Here is a 22,424-nt window from a genome sequence, read left to right on the forward strand (position 1 = left end):
CACGACACATGATGGATAATGGCGGGGAGACAGAGAGACCCGACTCTTTATAATCTTTCAAGGAGCAAAGAATGCTTATTTTGACTCGTCGAGTTGGCGAAACCCTCATGATTGGCGATGAGGTAACGGTTACCGTATTAGGAGTGAAAGGCAACCAGGTGCGTATTGGTGTTAATGCGCCTAAAGAGGTTTCTGTCCACCGTGAAGAGATCTATCAGCGTATCCAGGCCGAAAAATCTCAACCGACGTCATATTGATTGACAATGCGTCTCGTGTTCGCGGGACGCAATTGTTATTTCCTGTTTTCCCCCCACACATTTATCGATATATCCATTTTTCCTATGCGCTACCTTTGGCAAGGTAACCGCCTGTTTTTCTGTCGATAAAATAGACTTTTTGTTGTGAAAGTGCTCGTCTTGGATGCGAATTGTTCAAACGAACACAAGGTGGGAAAAATTGTTTGACTTATAAGTCTGGGAAAGTAATATGTGCGCCACGCAGTACCGGTGAGCACTAACAAGAAGTTCTTAGTAGCGAATCAGGTAATGTAAGGTGAGGTGGCCGAGAGGCTGAAGGCGCTCCCCTGCTAAGGGAGTATGCGGTCAAAAGCTGCATCGAGGGTTCGAATCCCTCCCTCACCGCCATTTAATATGCATCCGTAGCTCAGCTGGATAGAGTACTCGGCTACGAACCGAGCGGTCGGAGGTTCGAATCCTCCCGGATGCACCATTAAATACTGCCTTTGCAAGGCAAGTAGTATTAGTGAAAGCAAGTATTGTCGCAGATGAAGAATTATCAATGCATCCGTAGCTCAGCTGGATAGAGTACTCGGCTACGAACCGAGCGGTCGGAGGTTCGAATCCTCCCGGATGCACCATATTTCGATATGGGTAAGGTTGTTATCTTGTTCTTATAATCAGCCTATGTGGCCTATAAGTACAAGGGAGGAAAACGTTGCTTTAGCAACGGCCCGAAGGGCGAGGCGAAGCCGAGTAATCCTCCCGGATGCACCATTCTTAAGTATCTCGTTTAATTGCTCACCCCATTTATTTCTGCACCACACTCTGCATCCGTAGCTCAGCTGGATAGAGTACTCGGCTACGAACCGAGCGGTCGGAGGTTCGAATCCTCCCGGATGCACCATATTTCGATGTTAAATAAAATTCTTGCCTTAGCGCGAACCAATAAGCGTAAGAATAACCCTGCTTTAATAACGACTCAAAATACTAAGCAAGACAAATAATTTTCTCCGATACGCATTTCTGTTTTACCCATCGCTTTCTACCCTGTTTTGTGCGCTCTAGCGGAACAACCTTCTATTTTTCTGATATCAGAACGATATTTTCTCATCACTTCTGTGTATTAATTCTTACCCCTCCCTTGCCTATATATTGAGATTACGCTGAAGCGTAAATGAAGGCTACCTACTACTATGGAGGTAATAACCTGTTTTTTATAAGGTTATTGAATAAGCGACAACGTTTTCACTTTACGATAAAGTAAGCTCTCTTTTCAGTGATCATGGAGTCATGATGTACGATCGCTATCAAGGGCTGATCTTTGATATGGATGGCACCCTGCTTGATACTGAACCAACGCACCATAAAGCGTGGGATCAGGTTCTTGCACGATATGGTATGAAATATGATGCCAGTGCCATGGCTGCATTGAACGGCTCGCCCACCTGGCGTATTGCACAGCGTATTATCGACAGTCATCAGGTTGATATTGATGCTCACCAACTCGCGGCGGAAAAAACCGCTGTGGTTGAGGAAATGCTGCTGGATACCGTAAAACCACTGCCGCTGATTGATGTTGTTAAGCACTATCGCGGACGGCGTCCTATGGCAGTTGGTACGGGTAGCACGCATGGCATGGCTGATAGATTGCTAACGCATTTAGGGCTGCATGATTATTTTGATGCAATCGTTGGGGCTGATGATGTTATACAGCATAAGCCTTTCCCCGATACCTTTCTGCGTTGCGCGGCATTGATTTCTGTCGCACCAGAACACTGTATCGTGTTTGAAGATGCAGACTACGGCATTGAAGCCGCTAAGCGCGCTAACATGGCTGTGGTTGACGTTCGTATATCGTGAGTGAGTTCTGGGCCGCTTTTTCTCTTTTCTGGAGTAGCCTGCTCAGTGCAACACTGCTGCCTGGCAGTTCGGAAGTGCTGCTGGTAACGTTATTGCTTGCTGACAGTGCAAAACCCTACCTGTTGGTTGCTGTGGCAACGGTAGGAAATACGCTGGGCGGGTTAACAAATATTTTTATAGGGCGCTTACTCCCTCAGCCAAAACAACAAGCTGGGTATACGGTGGCCATGCACTGGTTACAGCGCTATGGCTGCGCTGCGCTGTTATTTAGCTGGGTGCCGGTAGTAGGCGATTTATTGTGCGTGTTAGCGGGTTGGCTACGCATGCCCTGGGTGCAATCGGCGGTTTTCATCGGTATTGGAAAAGCGCTGCGGTATATCGTATTGGCAGGTATAACGTTACAGGGGATGGCGTGGTGGTCTTAACCAGATTGCAATGCGAACTGGTGAGTGCTGCTGAGTTTCAATTATGCTTACAACCATTACATTTTAACAACGGGAGGTCGATTTGATCCCGGACATTTCAGAAGCACTTTCTTGGCTGGAAAAACACCCACTGGCAGTGAAGGGGATTCAGCGTGGAATTGAACGTGAAACATTGCGCGTAACAGCAAACGGACATCTTGCTACAACAGGACACCCAGAAATATTGGGCTCGGCGTTGGCACACCCGTGGATCACGACAGACTTTGCTGAAGCGCTGTTGGAGTTCATAACGCCAGTCGACAAAGATGTCGATCACCTGCTGACGTTTCTGCGCGATATTCATCGTCACGTTTCCCGTAATCTGGGGGATGAGCGGATGTGGCCATTGAGCATGCCGTGCTTTATCGACAGCGAGCAAAATATTGAGCTGGCGCAGTATGGCTCATCAAATGTTGGGCGCTTCAAAACGCTTTATCGTGAAGGGCTGAAAAACCGCTATGGCGCGTTGATGCAGACTATTTCCGGCGTGCATTATAACTTCTCTCTTCCGCTGTCATTCTGGCAGGCGCGAGAGGGGATCGCTGATGCAGAAAGCGGGAAAAAAGCCATTTCTGCGGGATATTTCAGGCTGATCCGCAACTATTACCGCTTTGGCTGGGTGATCCCTTATCTGTTCGGTGCTTCTCCGGCGATCTGTTCTTCTTTCCTAAAAGGGCGGGAAACCGCACTGCCGTTTGAGCGTACGGAAAAAGGCATGCTTTATCTGCCTTATGCAACCTCTCTACGGCTTAGTGACCTAGGCTATACCAATAAATCACAGAGTAATCTGGGAATTACGTTTAACGATTTGGATACCTATGTCGCCGCGTTAAAGCGCGCGATAAAAACGCCGTCTGAGGAATATGCTCAGGTTGGTATGAAGAAGGATGGTCGTTATCTACAATTGAATACGAACGTCTTGCAGATTGAGAACGAGCTCTATGCGCCGATTCGTCCGAAACGTGTAACGCGTGCGGGTGAAACGCCATCTGATGCCTTGTTGCGTGGCGGAATCGAATATATCGAAGTGCGTTCACTGGATATTAATCCTTTCTCTCCGACCGGGGTGAGTGAAAGCCAGGTTCGTTTCCTGGATTTATTCCTGATCTGGTGTGCGCTGGCTGATGCGCCTGAAATGAGCGCGGATGAGCTACTGTGTACGCGTAAAAACTGGAACCGAGTGATCCTGGAAGGGCGTAAACCTGGGCAAACCGTGGGTATGCGGTGTGAAACCATCCAGCAGCCAATTGCTGAGGTGGGAAAATCCCTGTTTGCGGATTTACGACGTGTTGCGGAAGTGTTGGACGCGGAAAACGATCAACCGCACTATCAGCAGGTATGTGACGAGCTGCTTGCTGGTTTTGACGATCCAGAAACGACGTTCTCTGGTCGACTATTAACGTTGATGAAGCGAGAAGGCAATGGTAGCGTGGGGCTGAATTTAGCGGAAGAATACCGCAAAATGCTCAGCAGCGAGCCGCTGCAGGTGTTGACGGAAAAACAATTGGCTGCTGCGAGCGAGAACTCTTGGCAGCGTCAACGTCAGATTGAGTCTGAAGATACGATGACTTTTGACGACTATCTTGCGACGTATTAAAAAGAAAAGGCCACAGAAACTGTGGCCAAATAAACATCTCTAATGGGGATGATGATAATAAATGCGCGTCTTTCAGTAAGTCAGACTCGTATAAAAAGGAAAAGTTCTCGGAAACGAGAAAAAATGAATGTTTTTCTTTGAGGAGGTGGAATTATGCCGTTACTAGACAGTTTTACCGTTGACCATACTCGTATGGCCGCACCCGCAGTTCGGGTTGCTAAAACCATGAAAACCCCTCATGGCGACAATATCACGGTATTTGATCTGCGCTTCTGTCGTCCTAACATCGAAGTCATGCCAGAGCGTGGCATCCATACGCTAGAGCACCTGTTTGCGGGCTTTATGCGCGATCATTTAAACGGTGAGGGTGTTGAAATTATCGACATTTCTCCGATGGGATGTCGTACGGGTTTCTACATGAGCCTGATTGGAACGCCGGATGAGCAACGCGTTGCTGATTCCTGGAAAGCGGCGATGGCGGACGTTCTGAAAGTGACCGATCAGCGTAAAATTCCTGAGCTGAACGAATTCCAGTGTGGCACCTATGAGATGCACTCACTGAAAGAAGCGCAGGAAATTGCTCAACACATCGTGGATCGCGATATTGGTATCAACCAAAATGACGATCTGGCGCTGCCGAAAGATAAACTAGCCGAGCTACATATCTAGTTTCCTGGATAGGCACAGATAAAAAAAGAGAACCGAAGTGGGTTCTCTTTTTTTATGCTCGTGAACGCAGTCAGACTGCGAGAAAGTGCTGTATAACCCGACTGCCAAAGTAGGATAGCGTCAGCATAAGGGCGCCGATCAGGCTGAACCAGACGACGCGTCGTCCCCGCCATCCTTCATGGTAATGTCCCCAGAGCAACAGAATATAAATGAACCAGGCAAACAGGGAGAACACGGCCTTATGTAGGTTCTCTTTGTTATCGATCAGGTCATCCATATAGAACAAACCGGTACAAAGCGTCAATGTGAGCAGAATGACGCCAACCTGCGTGATGTGAAACATCTTACGTTCAATGCCCATTAGCGGCGGCATGTCAGCGGCAAAACCCAGCTTTTTGTTCTTGAGCAGATAATCTAGCCAGGCGAGCTGGAGCGCATAAAGTGCCGCAATCAGCAAGGTTGCATAGGAGAAAAGCGCCAGTCCGATATGGATCATCAAACCCGGTGACGCTTCCAGATGTGTAATAAATTCACTCGGCATTAAGCTGGCGAAGGCCAGATTGATCAGCGCAAAGGTATAGACGATAGGAAGAATAAACCAGCCGCGATCGCGCGCGGCGACAATAGTCATAACCGTGCAGATGATGAGGCTGACAAGCGAACCAATATTCAGCAGGCTCAGGTTTTGGCCGACCTGAACATCAAAAATGCGTTGATAGAGCGCCACTGCATGACAAATTAGCGCAGCGCTGGCCGAGAGTATTGCCAGCCGACGATATGCACTGTTCTTGCGTAGCAGACTGGGGATAATCAGTCCAAGGCTGAGTGTGTAGGCGACAAGCGCCACAATAGCGAAAACAGACATACAAATAGGCTATTAAATATCAACTAGGTAAAATAGAGAATCAGTATAGCGTTAGTCGCCGTGGGCACCAACAGTTCTCCGTCAGCAGCGCTGAGATCGTTCCCGCTTTTGTGTATAATCTCTTCCATTCGTGTCGCGCTGGCGGCCTGTCTTACGTTGAGCATGAGATATGTTTGAAAATTTAACTGATCGACTCTCGCGCACATTGCGCAATATCAGCGGCCGCGGGCGGTTGACTGAAGACAACATCAAAGAAACGCTGCGTGAAGTCCGTATGGCATTGCTGGAAGCCGACGTCGCGTTACCCGTGGTGCGTGACTTTATCAATCGCGTGAAAGAGCGCGCTGTCGGACATGAGGTCAACAAAAGCCTGACGCCGGGCCAAGAATTCGTCAAGATTGTTAAAAATGAACTCGTTAGCGCAATGGGTGAAATCAACGCCGAGCTGAATCTTGCCGCGCAACCGCCTGCGGTTGTTCTGATGGCCGGTCTGCAAGGTGCGGGTAAAACGACCAGCGTAGGTAAGCTGGGTAAATTCCTGCGCGAAAAGCATAAGAAAAAAGTGCTGGTGGTATCAGCTGACGTTTATCGCCCTGCGGCGATAAAACAGTTGGAAACGTTGGCAGAGCAGGTAGGTGTCGATTTCTTCCCGTCAGACGTGCAGGAAAAGCCACTTGCTATCGTAGAACGTGCGTTACAACACGCTAAGCTGAAGTTCTACGATGTCTTGTTAGTCGATACCGCAGGTCGTCTCCACGTTGACGACGCGATGATGGACGAAATCAAGCAGGTTCACGCGGCGATTAAGCCGGTTGAAACGCTGTTTGTTGTTGATGCCATGACGGGACAGGATGCAGCGAATACGGCGAAAGCTTTTAATGAAGCGCTGCCGCTGACTGGTGTGATCCTCACCAAAATTGATGGTGACGCCCGTGGTGGTGCGGCGTTATCTATCCGCCATATTACTGGCAAGCCAATTAAATTCCTCGGTGTCGGCGAAAAAACCGAAGCGCTGGAGCCGTTCTACCCTGAGCGCGTTGCCTCGCGAATTCTCGGTATGGGCGATGTGCTTTCACTGATTGAAGATATTGAAAGCAAGGTCGATCGTACACAGGCAGAGAAGCTTGCTAATAAACTGAAGAAGGGCGATGGGTTTGATTTGACCGATTTCCTGGACCAGCTCAAGCAGATGCGTAACATGGGCGGCATGGCAAGCATGATGAGCAAAATGCCGGGCATGGGCCAACTGCCTGATAATGTTAAATCACAAATGGATGACAAGGTGTTGGTGCGTATGGAGGCGATCATTAATTCGATGACGCGTCAGGAGCGTGCCAAACCTGAGATTATTAAAGGATCGCGTAAACGTCGTATCGCGCAGGGTTCCGGCATGCAGGTACAGGACGTGAACCGTCTTCTGAAACAATTCGATGATATGCAACGAATGATGAAGAAGATGAAAAACGGCGGTCTAGCGAAAATGATGCGCGGTATGAAAGGGATGATGCCACCTGGATTCCCAGGGCGTTAATCACCGAAATCGATGATGTAGAGAAACTCTTGGCGTGATTATACGCTTTAGATTGCTTTTTGCGCCAAAATGAGTAAAATTTTCGGGCTTTTTATATGACATACTGGGCTCCGTTCCTCGATGGGGCCCGGTTGTTTTATTCACTAAAGAGGATGTTATGGTAACAATTCGTTTGGCACGTGGCGGCGCGAAAAAACGCCCCTTCTATCAAGTAGTCGTGACCGATAGCCGCAATGCGCGTGATGGTCGTTTCATCGAGCGCGTAGGTTTCTTCAACCCAATCGCATCTGGTCAAGCAGAAGCCCTGCGTCTGGATCTGGACCGTATCGAGCATTGGCTTGGTCTGGGTGCAACTGTGTCTGATCGCGTATCTTCGCTGATCAAAGACGCTAAAAAAGCAGCATAACTTGTTGCGGTGGTGATAATGAGCAATCAACTCAGCCCAAAAGCTCCCGTTAACCCAATTGTGATGGGGAAGATAGGATCGGCATATGGCATTCGAGGTTGGCTCAGAGTGTTTTCATCCACCGAAGATGCCGAGAGCATTTTTGATTATCAACCTTGGTTCATCCAGAGTAAAAGCGGTTGGCAGCTTGTCGAGATTGAAGGCTGGAAGTATCACAATCAGGATCTGATCATCAAAGTGAAAGGTGCTGATGACCGTGATGCGGCTAATTTACTGACCAATTGTGAAATTGTCGTAGATTCGTCACAACTGCCCGATCTGGGCGAAGGTGATTATTACTGGAAGGATCTTATTGGCTGTCAGGTCGTGACCGTAGCCGGTTACGAGTTAGGTAAAATCATCGATATGATGGAAACCGGCTCGAACGATGTGATGGTAATAAAGGCCAACCTGAAAGATGCCTTCGGAGTCAAGGAACGGCTGGTTCCGTTCCTCACCGAACAGGTTGTTAAGCGCGTCGACCTTTCTGCTCAAACTGTTGAAGTAGATTGGGATCCTGGTTTTTGAACTCTGAATCGATCAGTAGTACCCAGCGGAACGAGACTATGTGGATTGGGGTGATTAGCCTGTTTCCAGAGATGTTCCGTGCGATTACTGATTACGGAGTCACTGGCCGGGCAGTTAAAAATGGCCTGCTGAACGTACAGTATTGGAGTCCTCGCGATTTCACTTACGATCGGCATCGCACCGTGGACGATCGGCCTTATGGCGGCGGCCCCGGAATGCTGATGATGGTGCAACCTTTACGGGATGCGATCCACGCAGCAAAAGCAGCGGCAGGCGAAGGCGCGAAAGTGATTTATTTATCACCTCAGGGCCGTAAATTAGATCAGCAAGGCGTACATCAACTCGCTACGAACCAGAAGATGATTCTGGTCTGTGGACGGTACGAAGGGATTGATGAGCGTGTAATTAAAACCGAAATCGATGAAGAATGGTCGATCGGCGATTACGTACTCAGCGGTGGGGAACTGCCAGCGATGACCCTGATTGACTCCGTTGCCCGCTTTATACCGGGCGTTCTGGGACATCATGCTTCAGCAGAAGAAGATTCTTTTGCCGATGGATTGCTGGACTGTCCTCATTTCACTCGCCCTGAAATACTGGAAGGCATGGACGTTCCGGCAGTGTTATTGTCTGGCAACCATGCGGAAATACGCCGCTGGCGATTGAAGCAGTCGCTGGGCCGAACCTGGCTTAGAAGACCTGAACTTCTGAAAAGCCTAGCTCTGACTGACGAGCAAACAAGGTTGCTGGCTGAATTCCAACGTGAATATCAGTCTGAGCAACAAGAGTATTAGGTGGTTACGCCGGTTTGACCTGGCGAACCCAACTATCAGTTTACCTAGGGTAAGAGACATATTATGAGCAACATTATTAAGCAAATCGAAGACGAACAAATGAAGCAGGACGTACCTGCATTTCGTCCGGGTGATTCCGTAGAAGTGAAGGTATGGGTTGTTGAAGGTAGCAAAAAACGTCTGCAGGCATTCGAGGGCGTGGTTATCGCTATTCGTAACCGCGGTCTGCATTCTGCATTCACTGTTCGCAAAATTTCTAACGGCGAAGGCGTGGAGCGTGTATTCCAGACTCACTCTCCGGTTATTGACAGCATTACTGTTAAACGTCGTGGTGCCGTGCGTAAAGCCAAACTGTACTACCTGCGTGAGCGTACTGGTAAGTCTGCTCGTATCAAAGAGCGTCTTAACTAAGATAGCGCTTTCGCAACATCCGAAAGTTGTTATTTTTCAATAGCCTAGCGAATTCGCTAGGCTTTTTTTTATCTAAATGGCGGCAAAGTGGCGGCAGATCATGGTTGTGTGGCAGCCCTCTTTCTGGGAATAAGTCCTTTGCTTAAGGCCCGAGTCTAAGGCATGACCGTGTTGGCAGTAAAAAGCCCACCATCTTGGTGGGCTTAGCTTTCCCTGGTGCCATCATTATTGTTTGAATTTCAGTACCATGATGACATTAGACATGGTTATTTTATAAACGTTTATACAGATCAATTTTTCAATATTGATCGGTTACGGCGATCAAAATATTGTGTTGATACCGTTTTTTACTCTGTTCAGAACGGCTTATTCGCGATGACTGTTGGGTACATATGCATACGATCGTTAATGAACTGAATATCTGTGAATCCTGCCTGCTCTAGCTGCGACTGTGTTTTTTTGTGGGTACGAAACGCTGTCCATGTTGCCCCGATAATACGTGAGAAAAGCACATATTGGAGGGCTAGCAATTTTGGATCGGTGTTTATCCATGGGGAATCTTGTGACAGCGTAGGAGGCGGTGTCATAAAGCTGGTGATCAGCGTACCTCCTGGCTTTAAGCCTGAGTAGAACACGCGGTAAAGCTCGGTAACTTTGTCATCATCTTGTTCATAGACGTTGAGTCCGTTGCTGGTAATCACATCTGCTTGTGCTGCCAAATCCATTGTCCAGGCATCAGTAAGCACCAACGATATCTGGTTTTCTAACCCTTGCTGACTGGCAAGCTTATAAGCTTCTTCCAGCGCCTGTTTATCCAGATCGATTCCGATTAATTTCACATCTCGATGCCGCGTATAGTCCAGCAGCAGTAAATCGGCCATGACGCCACAAGGAACCGATACCATGATGGCGTCGGGGCGCAAGAGCTCTTGAAGCAGACGTTGGAAAATACCAAATCGTTCACGTGTTGCCAAAACGCTGGGTAACTGTGTGTAGATGATTTCTTCGAGGGGATTAACATAGTGAGCTGGCTGATGTGTTATCACATTATGCGTCCAGTACGCATTTAACCCGTGATGTTTTAGTAAAAACTGGCCTAGTTCAAGGTGGGAGAACGCCTCCAGAATCGCGAGTTGTTCCTCTACGGAAATGCCGGGATGGTCGCCGGACTCGATAATGTTGTTCTTTACCGCAGCGACTTGTTCATCATGGCTTTCCTGTGATGAGGTAGCGTGTGATAAGAGTCTTGAACTGCTATTTAGAGACGGGTTATGAGGCTTGCTTGAACCGGACATATGAGCACTCCATAATATCAATCGCTATCAGGAATAATAGATTTAACTATCAGTGAGATATTAATTTTCGTTATATCAGCATCAGGTTGTTAATAACTTAATGTGATTATTTAATGTGAGCGATAATAGAGGGGAGATATGTCTGACGTATTTCTGTGTGAGTACAAAAGTGAGTGGAATTGTTACCAGATGCGATGAGCCATAGCGCTTTTCCAGCTAAAGTGCTGGTGAGTATGGATCATCGTTTATCTTCGGGAGGATGTTAAGGCAGGCTCTGTTGCCAGCGAGTTCGCAGTATTTCAGCATTCTCTACGCCATCGCAGCTGGCGGGAAAGTTTTTCCCTGCTTTTCCCCATTCTTCCATGTTATCTGTACCGCAAAAAGCCGACTGTCCGGCCTGATAGCCACGTAGGTAGGTTTCACGGTCAACTTGAGGATTACCGAACCATTCCTGCAAAGTGCTATCGTCCTTTACGACCATGCCAGAGATTGCATCCTGATAACCCGTTTCGTACCAGAAGCCTGACTCACTTTTAGCGGGGAGCGACGGGACGTTGCTTTGGCATGCTGTCATTAAAAGAATTACAGCCAAGACATAACTGTATTTCATCATCAAACCTTCAATGTTGCGGCCATTGGCCTGAAGAAGCACCGCATCAGGCGATGCCTAATTTTTCTTTCAGTAATTTAAGGTAGCGGCGACTGACGGGGATGTGTTTTCCCGTATGCGTCAATACTTCTGCTGCGCCGTTCTCCATTAACTGGATTTCTTTCAACTGTTCCGTATTAACCATGTATTGGCGATGGCAACGGACGAAAGGCGTTTTCTCTTCCAGCGTTTTCAATGAAAGTTGGGTATAGCCAGACTGGCTGACGCCCACGACGTGTACGCCGCTGAGTTCTGAACAAAGATACTCGACTTCCTCAATCTTGAGCAAAAAAATACGGTTGTGTCCGTTACAGGGAATATGGCGAAGCAAAGGTTCTGAAATTATCTGTACGTTTTTGTTTACACTCACGCCGCGACGTAAACGATTTAGCGTTTTGCTTAGCCGTTGTGCATCTAGTGGTTTGAGCAAATAGTCAAAAGCATGCTCTTCAAATGCCCTCACTGCGTACTCATCATAGGCTGTCACGAAGACGACATAAGGCATATTTTCTGGATCCAACATGGCAACCAGCTCTAATCCGCTGATCTTTGGCATCTGTATATCCAGAAAAATCACATCCGGCTGTAGCCGATGTATAGCCGGTATCGCCTCCAGCGCATTGCTGCATTGTGCAATGATGGTGATATCAGACTCATTTTCCAGCAGCAGGCTGAGCTCTTCACGTGCCAGCTGTTCGTCATCGATGATTATGGCTTTCAGCATCCTTCCCCCTTGTTGGCGTGATTCTATCACTATTCACGCTAGGGATTAGCATGGTTGCGTCGGGAAGTGATAGGGCAGACAACTATCGTTTTTTTGGCAATATTTAGGGTGGTAATTTTTTATTTACACCAAGTGGATTGAAATCTTTACGGTTCGTGTTATGGTGTAAACATCACGCGTAGGCAGGTTGTATAGACAGTAGTCTTTACAGGCGATCGCGAACATACCGAACTTTTCAGGAATGGGATCATGCAAAAAGATTCACTTAACAATATTAATATCAGCGCAGAGCAGGTTTTGATTACCCCCGATGAATTGAAAGCCAAGTTTCCGCTTAACGATGCTGAGCAGCGCGATATTGCACAAGCGAGAGCAACCATTGCGGATATCATTCATGGTCGTGATGATCGGTTGCTGATCGTCTGCGGGCCTTGCTCGATTCATGACACGGATGCTGCGTTGGAATACGCGCGCCGCCTGCAGTCGCTTGCCGCTGAATTAAACGATCGCCTTTACATTGTCATGCGTGTTTATTTTGAAAAACCGCGTACCACCGTGGGCTGGAAAGGGCTCATCAACGATCCGTTCATGGATGGTTCATTTGATGTGGAAGCAGGGCTGCACATCGCGCGTGGGTTGCTGCTGGAACTGGTAAATATGGGACTGCCACTGGCGACCGAAGCGCTTGATCCAAACAGCCCGCAGTACTTGGGTGATTTGTTCAGTTGGTCGGCTATCGGTGCACGTACGACAGAATCACAAACTCACCGTGAGATGGCTTCCGGCCTGTCGATGCCTGTCGGGTTCAAAAACGGCACGGACGGTAGTCTGGGAACGGCGATCAACGCGATGAGAGCCGCCGCGATGCCGCACCGTTTTGTGGGTATCAACCAAACTGGGCAAGTTTGTCTGCTGCAAACGCAAGGGAACATTGATGGTCATGTGATTCTGCGCGGCGGTAAAAAACCAAACTACAGTGCGCAGGATGTCGCCGAATGTGAAAAACAGATGCAGGAAGCGGGACTGAGACCGGCGCTGATGATAGATTGTAGTCACGGTAATTCGAATAAAGACTACCGCCGTCAGCCACTTGTTGTTGAATCTGCGATTGAACAAATCAAGGCGGGAAATCGTTCCATTATAGGCTTGATGCTGGAAAGCCACCTTAACGAGGGGAGCCAGTCTTCAGAACAGCCGCGTTCAGATATGCGCTACGGTGTATCGGTCACGGATGCCTGTATCAGTTGGGAAAATACAGAGACGTTGCTGCGTTCCGTTCATCACGATCTGAGCGCTGCACGGGTGAAACATTCAGGAGAGTAACAAGATATGGTAGCTGAACTGACCGTATTACGTGATCAGATAGATGAGGTAGATAAGGAGCTTGTCGCGCTGTTATCACGTCGGTTGCGTTTGGTGGCGGAAGTGGGTGAAGTAAAAAGCCGCCATGGTTTGCCCATTTATGCGCCCGATCGTGAAGCGGCCATGCTCAGCTCACGTCGTAAAGAAGCGGAGTCGATGGGGGTTCCGCCGGATCTCATTGAGGATATCCTGCGGCGTACCATGCGTGAGTCTTATACCAGTGAAAACGATAAAGGCTTTAAAACGCTGTGCCCGCAGTTGCGGCCGGTTGTCATCATCGGTGGCCGGGGGCAAATGGGCAACCTGTTTGAGAAAATGCTGACGCTGTCGGGCTATCAGGTGAGGATTCTGGAGCAAGATGACTGGCCGCGCGCGGATGAACTGCTGTCTGATGCCGGCATGGTGATTGTCAGCGTGCCGATTCACGTGACTGAACAGGTGATTGCTCGTCTGCCTGCTTTGCCGGATGACTGTATCTTGGTTGATTTGGCATCGGTAAAAAATGGCCCGCTTCAGGCGATGCTGGCGGTGCATAGTGGCCCGGTACTTGGTCTGCACCCTATGTTCGGGCCAGACAGCGGTAGCCTTGCTAAGCAGGTTGTCGTCTATTGCGATGGGCGGCAGCCGGAAGCCTACCAGTGGTTACTGGAACAGATTCAGGTGTGGGGCGCGCGTCTGCATCGTATCAGTGCAGTCGAACACGATCAGAACATGATGTTCATTCAGGCGCTGCGTCACTTTGCGACATTCGCGTATGGCCTGCATTTAGCGGAAGAGAACGTGCAGCTTGAACAGCTATTAGCGCTGTCATCGCCAATCTATCGTCTGGAATTGATCATGGTTGGTCGGCTGTTTGCGCAGGATCCGCAGCTGTATGCCGACATCATTATGTCTTCAGAGGATAATCTGGCGTTGATTAAGCGTTACTACAAACGTTTTGGCGAGGCGATTGAGCTACTGGAGCAGACGGATAAGGCAGGATTTATCAACAGCTTCAAGAAGGTCGAACACTGGTTTGGCGACTATGCCAAACGTTTTCAAGCGGAGAGCCGGGTGCTTTTGCGTCAGGCAAACGATATTCGTCAATAAGCACGTTTACTATCTTGGTTGTGTTTAAGAAGCCATCCCGGGGATACTAGGATGGCTTTTTCAATTATTCGTTCACATCGACTATTCGTTCACGTCCACGGGTACGACGTTTTCACTCGGGTAGCAGCCCAACACTTTTAATGAGCGGGTGATGGGGGCTAATCCTTTTAGCGCTTTCTGCATGGCATCGCTGCGCAGGTTGGCCTGTACGTCCAGATAGAACATCTCTTCCCATGGGTTACCGTTGATCGGTCTGGATTCCAGCTTGGTCATCACAATGCCGTTATCACGCAATACCAACAGAGCTTCTACCAGCGCACCTGACTGTTGACCGGTTGCCATAATTAGCGTGGTTTTTGCCGGCACTTGTTCCGTCACATCAATGGGCTTGCGTGCTAATACAATGAAGCGGGTGATGTTTTGCGACTGATTTGCCAGATCGTGTTCCAGCACCTGTAGCTGATAAAGCTGACCACCAGCTTCGCTGCCGAGTGCTGCTGCTTTTGGCGAGTTGAGCGCCGCGACTTTTTCCATCGCCGCAGCCGTGCTCTCACAATATTCAATCTTCCAGTGTGGAAAACGATTAATGAAATGGCTGCACTGCTGGAACGGTTGCGGATGGCTGTAAACCGTTTCGATCTGTTCCAATGATGTATCGGTGGCAACTAAAACGCAGTGATTTATCGGATTGGTTAATTCGCCGACGATGGATAAAGCCGTGTGTTGCAGCAGATCGTAGACATCGTTAATCGAACCAGAGCTGGTATTTTCAATTGGCAGAACGGCATAGTCCGCTTGCCCTGTTTCCACCATGTTGAAGATGTCCTGAAATTTCTGGCAACCACACTCGATAAATTGTTCGAAGTGTCGCGCAGCATATTGGCGGGCCGCGAGATGGGAATAAGAACCTTTCGGACCGAGAAAGGCAATGCGGGCAGAGTGTGACGTTGTTTGGTTGAGGTGATGCTGTAAGAGTGCCTGCTGCGTTAGTACTGAATCTTCAATGATGAGCTGGAATAAGCGGGTAATGTAGTGACCATCAAGATGATGCTTTTTCCCAGCGGCAGTCAGTTTGTCCAGCAAATCACGCTCACGCTCTTTATCACGGATTGGACGATGCGAATGCAATTTGCTGCGGGCAACGTCCAACGCGAGTTCTCGTCTTTGTGCCAACAATTCAATTAATTGCAGATCCAATGTGCTGATGCGTTCTCGCAGTGCCAGTAATGGGTTGTCTGTCATGATGCTGTTACCTGTCTTATGTTCTTATATAAAAAAAGCCTCCTGGTCAGGAGGCTTTTTTGTTCGTCTTCGTATTCTTGCTCTTACGACGAATCGCCTCCCAACTCAGGGGAAGGTGAAAAAGAATACGAAGAAGAACAGTTTATTTATCATGTTTACTCGGTTAGTCAGGAGGATATCCAGATTCTGAGTAGGTAAGGTAACTGTTGGCTTTTCATCCTGTCAATACAAAATCGCCGAGCGCAATTTTAAACGGGGTATCGCGTTGGTTTTTTAGGACGTGGATACGACACCTGGAATGCAAAAACGCGCCCTCAGGCGCGTTATATTGAGGTAAAGAGGGTTAATTACTCTTCTTGAGTCGGCTGGAGATTCGCTTCTTTGACACTCGCTACCGCGCGTCTGGCTTCACTTTTATGCTGGAGTTTGTCCAACTGGCGTTCCAACTTGGCAATCAGCTCGTTGATGGCGGCATACATATCATCATGCTTAGCGCTGGCAACCAGCGGGCCATTTGGCGTACTGATAGTGGCATCGGCCACAAAACCCTGTGGTTCTTTTGACAAAATAATATGTGGGTTAATCAGCTGGGTTTGCCACTTGTCCAGCTTAGAAAGACGGTCTTCGACATGTTGACGAATTGCGGGGGTGATATCCATTTGCTTACTGGTAATATTAATAGTCATACAAACTTACCTCTCTGCCTATGTCCGTCTTGGATAATTTCAGCATACAGTGAGTCGTGACAAAAAGCGTGATGTTGGTCGCTTTTTTTCGTCACTTTTTGTCAAGAAAATGCGATTTGTGAAGCATCATCGGGAATAGGACGGAAGTACTTGAGAGGGCATCTGGCCTGTGCCATTATTGATAGGATGTATTGACGCTACCGCGCTGTTGTTGACTCATGCCAACCTGTTTTTTTGCCCATCTATGCATAACCAACCGGTCTAACCATAAAAAACGGCAACCGAAGCTGCCGTCTTGTGACTGTGTGTCACTTATCGTTTATGCTGGGTTCGCCGCGATGACTTTTACGACTTTATCCGCTTGCGCGGCCAGTTGCAGTTCGCGATAAGCATTCTCCATTAACGGCAGGGCATTTTTTGTTGCCTGGGCATCTGGGTAATCACGCAGCATTTGCTCAACACGATTAACTACTGCCACATAAGCGCCGCGTTTCGTGTAGTATTGCGCGACAGAAAGTTCATACTTGGCCAGACGCTCTTTGAGGTAAACCAAACGCTTGTTTGCGTCGGTGGCGTATTGGCTGTTCGGATATCCCTGAATGAGCTTACTGAAATCCCGAAATGCGGTACGGGCATACTGCGGATCGCGATCGGAACGATCAACGCCGAAGAAGCCTTGTAACGCACTATCATCCAGCGCCATGTCGGTCAGGCCGCGAATGTACAGGACATAATCCACATTTGGATGGGTTGGGTTGAGTCGCAGGAAGCGGTCAATAGAAGCTTGGGCCAATGGCAGCTCTGCGGATTTGTAATAGGCGTAGATCAAATCCAACTGTACTTGCTGCGAGTAGGGGCCAAAGGGATACCGGTTATCCAGTGCTTCCAACTGTGTGATGGCTGCTTTAAAGTTGCCGTCTTGCAGTTTTTGTTGAGCATTGGCATAGATTTCAGATGGCGGACTATCAGGAACCGCATCTTTGGAATTGCTGGAGCAACCAGCCAGCGCCAGGCTCAACGTGGCGGCAGCCACCAGATATTTCATACGCGTCATGACGTTTTGATTATCCTCAGAATGTTATTCCGGGAGACTGTCCGTGAAGCTCCCGATTTAGACCAGCTACAATAGTACATTATTTTAAACGGCGTCGCCGTCAAAACCCAACGTTAACGAAGAAGCTGCATAATATGTCACAACAAGTACAACTCACCGCAACGGTGGCCGAATCTCAACTCGGACAACGTTTAGATCAGGCTTTGGCCGAATTGTTCCCTGATTATTCACGATCCCGCATAAAAGAGTGGATTCTTGAGAATCGAGTACAGATTAACGGCAATGTCATCAATAAGCCAAAAGAGAAAGTACTTGGCGGCGAATCGGTAGCCATTGATGCATTGATTGAAGAAGAAGCACGCTGGGAAGCACAGGATATCAAACTGGATATCGTGTACGAGGATCAGGATATCCTGGTCATCAATAAACCCAGAGATCTGGTGGTTCACCCCGGTGCGGGTAACCCAGATGGCACGGTATTGAATGCCTTGCTACATCATTATCCTGAGATTGTCGATGTGCCCCGTGCTGGGATTGTGCACCGACTTGATAAAGATACGACAGGGCTCATGGTGGTCGCGAAAACGGTACCTGCACAGACGCGTTTAGTTGAGGCGCTACAGGCGCGTGAAATTACCCGTGAGTATGAGGCCGTTGCGATTGGTTCGATGACTGCAGGTGGTATGGTCGAACAGCCTATCGCTCGCCACGCAACCAAGCGTACTCATATGGCCGTGCACCCAATGGGTAAGCCTGCCGTGACGCATTATCGCATCATGGAACATTTCCGTGCGCATACCCGTTTGCGGTTGCGTCTGGAAACGGGGCGCACCCATCAGATTCGCGTGCATATGGCGCATATTAATCATCCTCTGGTTGGCGATCAGCTATACGGTGGTCGTCCTCGCCCGCCAAAAGGCGCTTCGGAGGATTTCATTGAGATGCTACGTGGGTTCGATCGTCAGGCGCTGCATGCCACTATGTTACGTTTCTACCATCCTATTACGGGCATTCACATGGAATGGCATGCGGAATTGCCACAGGATATGGTCGAGCTGATTGATGCGCTTAAAGCCGATACCGAAGCGTTTAAGGATCAGCTCGACTGGTAATGTATTCAATACGATAAGTGCCGATTTATAGAGGTGACGGACTATGCTGATATACCCCGACTGGCCTTTGCCAGAAAGTGTGAAATCTTGTAGTACGACGCGCATTGGCGGGTGTAGTCGTGCACCTTATGATTCGCTAAATGTGGGGAATCATGTGGGCGATGAGCCCGCGCATGTCACCGCAAATCGGCAAACGCTGGTGGAGATGGCCAGTCTTCCAGCTATGCCGCATTGGTTGGAACAGGTTCATGGCACCGATGTGATTCGTATTGGTGAGGTGTCCCCTACGTCTGTTTGCGGTGATGCGGCTTATACCGATAAGAAAGGAAAAGTCTGTGCGGTGATGACGGCCGACTGTTTGCCCGTGCTTTTTTGTGCAATCAACGGTGACGAAGTCGCTGCCGCGCATGCTGGCTGGCGGGGATTGCACGCGGGGGTATTGGAAGAAACATTAGCCTGTTTCCGTGCACAACCCGCACAAATTATGGCGTGGCTGGGGCCTGCTATTGGGCCTGATACCTTTGAGGTCGGCCCTGAAATCAGGGATGCATTTATTCAGCATGATATGGCTGCGGCCTCAGCATTTCGGCCTGAAGGAAATAAATTTTTTGCCGATATCTACCAACTGGCAAGTCTGCGCTTACGTGCCGCAGGGATAACGCAAATTTTTGGTGGAAATGCCTGTACTGTGAGTGAGTCTCACAAATTTTTCTCTTATCGGCGTGATGGTGTGACTGGACGTATGGCAAGTTTAATCTGGCTGATATAACCTATTGAATTAAGACGATCCAAGACAAGTAACGTTTAAATCCTGTTACGACTGGCAAAATAACCTTGAAATGTTTGAGGGATGACCTCATTTAATCTCCAGTAGCAATTTTGACCAGTGTACGGGAGGTGTTATGCGTCTGGATCGTCTTACCAACAAATTCCAACTTGCTCTGTCTGATGCCCAGTCTCTTGCCCTTGGGCGCGATCACCAGTTTATTGAACCACTTCATTTGATGAGTGCTTTGCTTCATCAGGATGGTGGGACTGTTGGTCCACTTCTGACTGTTGCCGGAGCCAATCTTAATTACCTCAAAGCTGAAATCGACCAGGCAATCACGCGTTTGCCTCAGGTTGAAGGCACTGATGGTGATGTTCAACCTTCGAACGAGTTAGTCCGCGCATTGAATATGTGCGACAAATTTGCGCAAAAGCGTGGCGATACCTTTATTTCCTCGGAACTTTTCGTGCTTGCTGCGTTGGAGTCTCGCGGCACGCTGGGGGATATATTGAAAAAGGCCAGTGTCACGCAGCAAGGTATAACAAACGCCATCGATCAAGTAAGAGGAGGGGATCAAGTGAACGATCAGGGGGCTGAAGATCAGCGCCAGGCATTAAAAAAATTCACGATTGACCTCACGGAACGTGCGGAACAAGGCAAACTCGATCCAGTGATTGGGCGCGATGAAGAAATTCGCCGCACTATTCAGGTTCTACAACGTCGAACCAAAAATAACCCAGTATTAATTGGTGAACCCGGCGTGGGTAAAACCGCGATAGTGGAAGGGTTAGCCCAGCGCATCGTTAATGGTGAAGTGCCTGAAGGATTGAAAAACAAGCGCGTGCTTTCGCTGGATATGGGCGCGCTGGTGGCGGGGGCGAAATATCGTGGTGAGTTTGAAGAACGTCTGAAAGGTGTGCTCAACGATCTGTCTAAACAGGAAGGCAATGTCATTCTGTTTATTGATGAACTCCATACGATGGTGGGGGCAGGTAAAGCCGATGGCGCGATGGATGCCGGCAATATGCTAAAACCCGCGCTGGCTCGTGGTGAGTTGCATTGCGTTGGGGCGACAACGCTCAATGAGTATCGGCAATATATTGAAAAAGACGCGGCCCTTGAGCGTCGTTTCCAGAAAGTGTTTGTCGCTGAACCGACCGTTGAAGACACGATTGCGATTCTGCGCGGGCTGAAAGAGCGTTATGAATTGCACCATCATGTACAAATTACTGACCCGGCGATTGTTGCGGCAGCCATGTTATCTCATCGTTATATCGCGGATCGTCAGTTGCCGGATAAAGCGATTGACCTGATTGATGAGGCGGCATCCAGTATTCGTATTCAGATTGACTCGAAACCAGAGCCCCTTGATCGGCTTGAACGCCGAATCATCCAGTTAAAGCTGGAGCAGCAGGCGTTGAAAAAAGAATCTGATGAAGCCAGCCAAAAGCGGCTTGAATTGCTGAGTGCTGAACTTGACCAAAAAGAGCGTGAATATTCCCAACAAGAAGAAGAGTGGAAAGCAGAAAAAGCATCACTCACTGGAACGCAGAATATTAAAGCGTCTTTAGAGCAGGCGAAAATTGCGCTGGAACAGGCTCGCCGTCAGGGCGATCTGGGAATAATGTCTGAGCTGCAATACGGCAAAATCCCTGAGCTGGAGAAACAACTGGCAGCAGCAACGCAGCAGGAAGGGAAAACGATGCATTTGCTGCGTAATCGAGTAACGGATGTTGAAATCGCTGATGTGCTGGCGCGTTGGACTGGGATTCCTGTTTCTCGCATGTTGGAAAGCGAGAAAGAAAAATTATTACGCATGGAAGATGAACTGCATCAGCGTGTGATTGGGCAGAACGAAGCCGTTGAAGCGGTAGCGAATTCCATCCGTCGTAGTCGGGCTGGGCTATCCGACCCGAATCGTCCTATTGGCTCGTTCCTGTTCCTTGGGCCAACAGGCGTTGGGAAAACGGAACTCTGCAAAACGCTGGCGACTTTCCTCTTCGACAGTGACGACGCCATGGTGCGCATCGATATGTCTGAGTTTATGGAGAAACACTCGGTTTCACGTTTGGTCGGTGCGCCTCCGGGATATGTCGGTTACGAGGAAGGGGGATATTTGACGGAAGCGGTACGCCGTCGCCCTTATTCGGTCATTTTGCTAGATGAGATCGAAAAGGCACACCCTGATGTGTTTAATATCCTGCTTCAGGTATTAGATGATGGGCGCCTCACCGATGGTCAGGGCAGAACGGTCGACTTCCGTAATACTGTGGTCATTATGACGTCAAACTTGGGCTCTGACCTTATTCAGGAACGTTTTGGTGAGCGTAGCTATACCGGAATGAGAGATATGGTGCTTGACGTCGTTAGCCACAGCTTCCGCCCCGAGTTTATTAACCGTATCGATGAAGTCGTGGTATTCCATCCACTGGGAAGAGCGCATATTACGTCGATCGCACAAATTCAGCTCCAGAGACTGTACAAGCGTCTTGAAGAGCGTGGATATAGCGTCACGATTACGGATGCGGCTTTAGATATGCTCGGGGAAGTCGGGTTTGATCCTGTCTATGGTGCGCGTCCGCTTAAAAGAGCGATACAGCAACTGATAGAGAACCCGCTCGCTCAGCAGATGCTGGGGGGGAAATTGATACCCGGTAAACCGATCACATTAGATGTTGACGGCGAACAGATCGTCGCGCAGCAAGAATAATGTGAGTGAACTGGTAAGCGATCAACGGGGGCAGCCGTTAACGGATGCTCCCGTTTTCACATTATGAGCTCAGGTTATATTCATTTTCTGTATGTGAAGTGTGCTAAATGGTGTCTTTTGGCTTGTTTTTGAACGGTTGGAAAATAATTTGCATTTAGCGCTTGTCAGTGGCCGAGAAGTCCCTATAATGCGCATCCACTGACACGGCAACAGCGACACGCGGTTGTGGTGACAGCAAAAAGATTCAACGAAGCAGTCAGTAATGACTTGACTTCACAGCGGAAAAGCATAGTATGTGCAGCCCGCGCCACCGATGAAGTGGCACTGCT

The 22,424-nt window shown here is 48.8% G+C and carries 22 protein-coding genes, 4 tRNA genes and 1 other annotated feature; of the genes, 19 read left to right on the plus strand and 7 right to left on the minus strand.

Features of this window, described 5'->3' with window-relative positions; genetic code table 11:
- Window positions 1–71 precede the first annotated feature (71 nt).
- From csrA to luxS, 9 genes are all read left to right on the plus strand, one after another.
- Entirely contained in the window at window positions 72–257 is a 186-nt protein-coding gene (gene csrA, locus DMB82_RS05365) for a carbon storage regulator CsrA (RefSeq protein WP_005972168.1), read from the plus strand.
- Window positions 258–551: 294 nt separating this feature from the next.
- Window positions 552–644, plus strand: a tRNA-Ser gene (locus DMB82_RS05370).
- 8 nt (window positions 645–652) lie between these two features.
- Window positions 653–729, plus strand: a tRNA-Arg gene (locus DMB82_RS05375).
- Window positions 730–800: 71 nt separating this feature from the next.
- A tRNA-Arg gene (locus DMB82_RS05380) sits at window positions 801–877 on the plus strand.
- A gap of 189 nt (window positions 878–1,066) precedes the next feature.
- Window positions 1,067–1,143: transfer RNA gene (locus tag DMB82_RS05385), tRNA-Arg, on the plus strand.
- Between the two features lie 389 nt (window positions 1,144–1,532).
- A complete protein-coding gene (gene yqaB, locus DMB82_RS05390; protein ID WP_102119006.1) occupies window positions 1,533–2,099 on the plus strand; it encodes a fructose-1-phosphate/6-phosphogluconate phosphatase in 567 nt (188 codons plus the stop codon).
- Window positions 2,096–2,524, plus strand: a complete 429-nt coding sequence (locus DMB82_RS05395; protein ID WP_116156399.1) for a YqaA family protein — start codon at window positions 2,096–2,098, stop codon at window positions 2,522–2,524. Before yqaB ends, DMB82_RS05395 begins: the two co-directional genes overlap by 4 nt.
- Before the next feature lie 82 nt (window positions 2,525–2,606).
- Window positions 2,607–4,160, plus strand: a complete 1,554-nt coding sequence (gshA, locus tag DMB82_RS05400; protein ID WP_116163605.1) for a glutamate--cysteine ligase — start codon at window positions 2,607–2,609, stop codon at window positions 4,158–4,160.
- A gap of 153 nt (window positions 4,161–4,313) precedes the next feature.
- Window positions 4,314–4,829 carry an S-ribosylhomocysteine lyase gene (luxS, locus tag DMB82_RS05405; protein ID WP_102119003.1) on the plus strand — a complete coding sequence of 172 codons (516 nt, stop codon included), beginning with the start codon at window positions 4,314–4,316 and terminating at the stop codon, window positions 4,827–4,829.
- Between the two features lie 70 nt (window positions 4,830–4,899).
- Here the strand turns inward: luxS and DMB82_RS05410 are convergent, their stop codons facing one another.
- The gene (locus tag DMB82_RS05410; protein ID WP_102119002.1) at window positions 4,900–5,694 is read right to left on the minus strand and encodes a cytochrome C assembly family protein; all 795 of its coding nucleotides are present in this window, start codon (window positions 5,692–5,694) and stop codon (window positions 4,900–4,902) included.
- A 169-nt stretch (window positions 5,695–5,863) separates the two neighbouring features.
- On the opposite strand from DMB82_RS05410, the gene ffh reads away from it, so the two are divergent.
- The 5 genes from ffh (at window position 5,864) to rplS (ending at window position 9,403) form a co-directional block, all read left to right on the plus strand.
- Complete coding sequence (ffh, locus tag DMB82_RS05415) at window positions 5,864–7,225, plus strand: signal recognition particle protein (protein WP_095700327.1); 1,362 nt, start codon at window positions 5,864–5,866, stop codon at window positions 7,223–7,225.
- Between the two features lie 157 nt (window positions 7,226–7,382).
- Entirely contained in the window at window positions 7,383–7,631 is a 249-nt protein-coding gene (gene rpsP, locus DMB82_RS05420) for a 30S ribosomal protein S16 (RefSeq protein WP_010285998.1), read from the plus strand.
- Window positions 7,632–7,649: 18 nt separating this feature from the next.
- A complete protein-coding gene (gene rimM / locus DMB82_RS05425; protein WP_102119000.1) occupies window positions 7,650–8,198 on the plus strand; it encodes a ribosome maturation factor RimM in 549 nt (182 codons plus the stop codon).
- A gap of 38 nt (window positions 8,199–8,236) precedes the next feature.
- Window positions 8,237–8,992, plus strand: a complete 756-nt coding sequence (gene trmD, locus DMB82_RS05430) for a tRNA (guanosine(37)-N1)-methyltransferase TrmD (RefSeq protein ID WP_116156397.1) — start codon at window positions 8,237–8,239, stop codon at window positions 8,990–8,992.
- Window positions 8,993–9,055: 63 nt separating this feature from the next.
- Window positions 9,056–9,403 carry a 50S ribosomal protein L19 gene (gene rplS, locus DMB82_RS05435; protein ID WP_039483928.1) on the plus strand — a complete coding sequence of 116 codons (348 nt, stop codon included), beginning with the start codon at window positions 9,056–9,058 and terminating at the stop codon, window positions 9,401–9,403.
- 356 nt (window positions 9,404–9,759) lie between these two features.
- Here rplS and DMB82_RS05440 read toward each other — a convergent pair whose 3' ends face one another.
- The 3 genes from DMB82_RS05440 to btsR form a co-directional block, all read right to left on the minus strand.
- Entirely contained in the window at window positions 9,760–10,698 is a 939-nt protein-coding gene (locus tag DMB82_RS05440) for a class I SAM-dependent methyltransferase (RefSeq protein WP_102118999.1), read from the minus strand.
- Window positions 10,699–10,960: 262 nt separating this feature from the next.
- Window positions 10,961–11,272: a DUF2799 domain-containing protein gene (locus DMB82_RS05445; protein WP_338090984.1), complete on the minus strand. Its 312-nt coding sequence runs from the start codon at window positions 11,270–11,272 to the stop codon at window positions 10,961–10,963.
- 82 nt (window positions 11,273–11,354) lie between these two features.
- The gene (btsR, locus tag DMB82_RS05450) at window positions 11,355–12,071 is read right to left on the minus strand and encodes a two-component system response regulator BtsR (RefSeq protein WP_010285977.1); all 717 of its coding nucleotides are present in this window, start codon (window positions 12,069–12,071) and stop codon (window positions 11,355–11,357) included.
- A gap of 249 nt (window positions 12,072–12,320) precedes the next feature.
- On the opposite strand from btsR, the gene DMB82_RS05455 reads away from it, so the two are divergent.
- Both DMB82_RS05455 and tyrA read left to right on the plus strand, forming a co-directional pair.
- Entirely contained in the window at window positions 12,321–13,394 is a 1,074-nt protein-coding gene (locus DMB82_RS05455; protein WP_116163604.1) for a 3-deoxy-7-phosphoheptulonate synthase, read from the plus strand.
- Between the two features lie 6 nt (window positions 13,395–13,400).
- Entirely contained in the window at window positions 13,401–14,522 is a 1,122-nt protein-coding gene (tyrA, locus tag DMB82_RS05460) for a bifunctional chorismate mutase/prephenate dehydrogenase (RefSeq protein ID WP_116156569.1), read from the plus strand.
- A gap of 81 nt (window positions 14,523–14,603) precedes the next feature.
- On the opposite strand, the gene pheA is transcribed toward tyrA, so the two are convergent.
- The 3 genes from pheA to bamD all read right to left on the minus strand — a co-directional run bounded on the left by pheA (window position 14,604) and on the right by bamD (window position 17,504).
- Window positions 14,604–15,764 (minus strand): bifunctional chorismate mutase/prephenate dehydratase, encoded by a 1,161-nt coding sequence (gene pheA, locus DMB82_RS05465; protein ID WP_116163602.1) that lies wholly within the window; start codon window positions 15,762–15,764, stop codon window positions 14,604–14,606.
- A gap of 28 nt (window positions 15,765–15,792) precedes the next feature.
- Window positions 15,793–15,918, minus strand: a sequence feature (Phe leader region).
- Window positions 15,919–16,111: 193 nt separating this feature from the next.
- Complete coding sequence (gene raiA / locus DMB82_RS05470; protein WP_116163600.1) at window positions 16,112–16,450, minus strand: ribosome-associated translation inhibitor RaiA; 339 nt, start codon at window positions 16,448–16,450, stop codon at window positions 16,112–16,114.
- A 319-nt stretch (window positions 16,451–16,769) separates the two neighbouring features.
- Window positions 16,770–17,504 (minus strand): outer membrane protein assembly factor BamD, encoded by a 735-nt coding sequence (bamD, locus tag DMB82_RS05475; protein WP_102118994.1) that lies wholly within the window; start codon window positions 17,502–17,504, stop codon window positions 16,770–16,772.
- A 134-nt stretch (window positions 17,505–17,638) separates the two neighbouring features.
- Here bamD and rluD point away from each other — a divergent pair, with 134 nt between their 5' ends.
- From rluD to clpB, 3 genes are all read left to right on the plus strand, one after another.
- The gene (gene rluD / locus DMB82_RS05480) at window positions 17,639–18,616 is read left to right on the plus strand and encodes a 23S rRNA pseudouridine(1911/1915/1917) synthase RluD (protein WP_102118993.1); all 978 of its coding nucleotides are present in this window, start codon (window positions 17,639–17,641) and stop codon (window positions 18,614–18,616) included.
- Window positions 18,617–18,659: 43 nt separating this feature from the next.
- Window positions 18,660–19,385 (plus strand): purine nucleoside phosphorylase YfiH, encoded by a 726-nt coding sequence (gene yfiH / locus DMB82_RS05485; RefSeq protein ID WP_102118992.1) that lies wholly within the window; start codon window positions 18,660–18,662, stop codon window positions 19,383–19,385.
- Between the two features lie 133 nt (window positions 19,386–19,518).
- Window positions 19,519–22,095, plus strand: a complete 2,577-nt coding sequence (clpB, locus tag DMB82_RS05490) for an ATP-dependent chaperone ClpB (protein ID WP_102118991.1) — start codon at window positions 19,519–19,521, stop codon at window positions 22,093–22,095.
- The last annotated feature ends 329 nt before the right edge of the window (window positions 22,096–22,424 follow it).

The sequence above is a fragment of the Pectobacterium aquaticum genome, assembly GCF_003382565.3.
In the GTDB taxonomy this organism is placed as follows: domain Bacteria; phylum Pseudomonadota; class Gammaproteobacteria; order Enterobacterales; family Enterobacteriaceae; genus Pectobacterium; species Pectobacterium aquaticum.

What these genes read in the sequence shown, in the direction of transcription:
- csrA (WP_005972168.1), top strand. Translation starts at nt 72, where the DNA reads ATGCTTATTTTGACTCGTCGAGTTGGCGAAACCCTCATGATTGGCGAT.
- yqaB (WP_102119006.1), top strand. Translation starts at nt 1,533, where the DNA reads ATGTACGATCGCTATCAAGGGCTGATCTTTGATATGGATGGCACCCTG.
- luxS (WP_102119003.1), top strand. Translation starts at nt 4,314, where the DNA reads ATGCCGTTACTAGACAGTTTTACCGTTGACCATACTCGTATGGCCGCA.
- DMB82_RS05410 (WP_102119002.1), bottom strand. Translation starts at nt 5,694, where the DNA reads ATGTCTGTTTTCGCTATTGTGGCGCTTGTCGCCTACACACTCAGCCTT.
- ffh (WP_095700327.1), top strand. Translation starts at nt 5,864, where the DNA reads ATGTTTGAAAATTTAACTGATCGACTCTCGCGCACATTGCGCAATATC.
- rpsP (WP_010285998.1), top strand. Translation starts at nt 7,383, where the DNA reads ATGGTAACAATTCGTTTGGCACGTGGCGGCGCGAAAAAACGCCCCTTC.
- rimM (WP_102119000.1), top strand. Translation starts at nt 7,650, where the DNA reads ATGAGCAATCAACTCAGCCCAAAAGCTCCCGTTAACCCAATTGTGATG.
- trmD (WP_116156397.1), top strand. Translation starts at nt 8,237, where the DNA reads ATGTGGATTGGGGTGATTAGCCTGTTTCCAGAGATGTTCCGTGCGATT.
- rplS (WP_039483928.1), top strand. Translation starts at nt 9,056, where the DNA reads ATGAGCAACATTATTAAGCAAATCGAAGACGAACAAATGAAGCAGGAC.
- DMB82_RS05440 (WP_102118999.1), bottom strand. Translation starts at nt 10,698, where the DNA reads ATGTCCGGTTCAAGCAAGCCTCATAACCCGTCTCTAAATAGCAGTTCA.
- DMB82_RS05445 (WP_338090984.1), bottom strand. Translation starts at nt 11,272, where the DNA reads ATGACAGCATGCCAAAGCAACGTCCCGTCGCTCCCCGCTAAAAGTGAG.
- btsR (WP_010285977.1), bottom strand. Translation starts at nt 12,071, where the DNA reads ATGCTGAAAGCCATAATCATCGATGACGAACAGCTGGCACGTGAAGAG.
- DMB82_RS05455 (WP_116163604.1), top strand. Translation starts at nt 12,321, where the DNA reads ATGCAAAAAGATTCACTTAACAATATTAATATCAGCGCAGAGCAGGTT.
- tyrA (WP_116156569.1), top strand. Translation starts at nt 13,401, where the DNA reads ATGGTAGCTGAACTGACCGTATTACGTGATCAGATAGATGAGGTAGAT.
- pheA (WP_116163602.1), bottom strand. Translation starts at nt 15,764, where the DNA reads ATGACAGACAACCCATTACTGGCACTGCGAGAACGCATCAGCACATTG.
- raiA (WP_116163600.1), bottom strand. Translation starts at nt 16,450, where the DNA reads ATGACTATTAATATTACCAGTAAGCAAATGGATATCACCCCCGCAATT.
- bamD (WP_102118994.1), bottom strand. Translation starts at nt 17,504, where the DNA reads ATGACGCGTATGAAATATCTGGTGGCTGCCGCCACGTTGAGCCTGGCG.
- rluD (WP_102118993.1), top strand. Translation starts at nt 17,639, where the DNA reads ATGTCACAACAAGTACAACTCACCGCAACGGTGGCCGAATCTCAACTC.
- yfiH (WP_102118992.1), top strand. Translation starts at nt 18,660, where the DNA reads ATGCTGATATACCCCGACTGGCCTTTGCCAGAAAGTGTGAAATCTTGT.
- clpB (WP_102118991.1), top strand. Translation starts at nt 19,519, where the DNA reads ATGCGTCTGGATCGTCTTACCAACAAATTCCAACTTGCTCTGTCTGAT.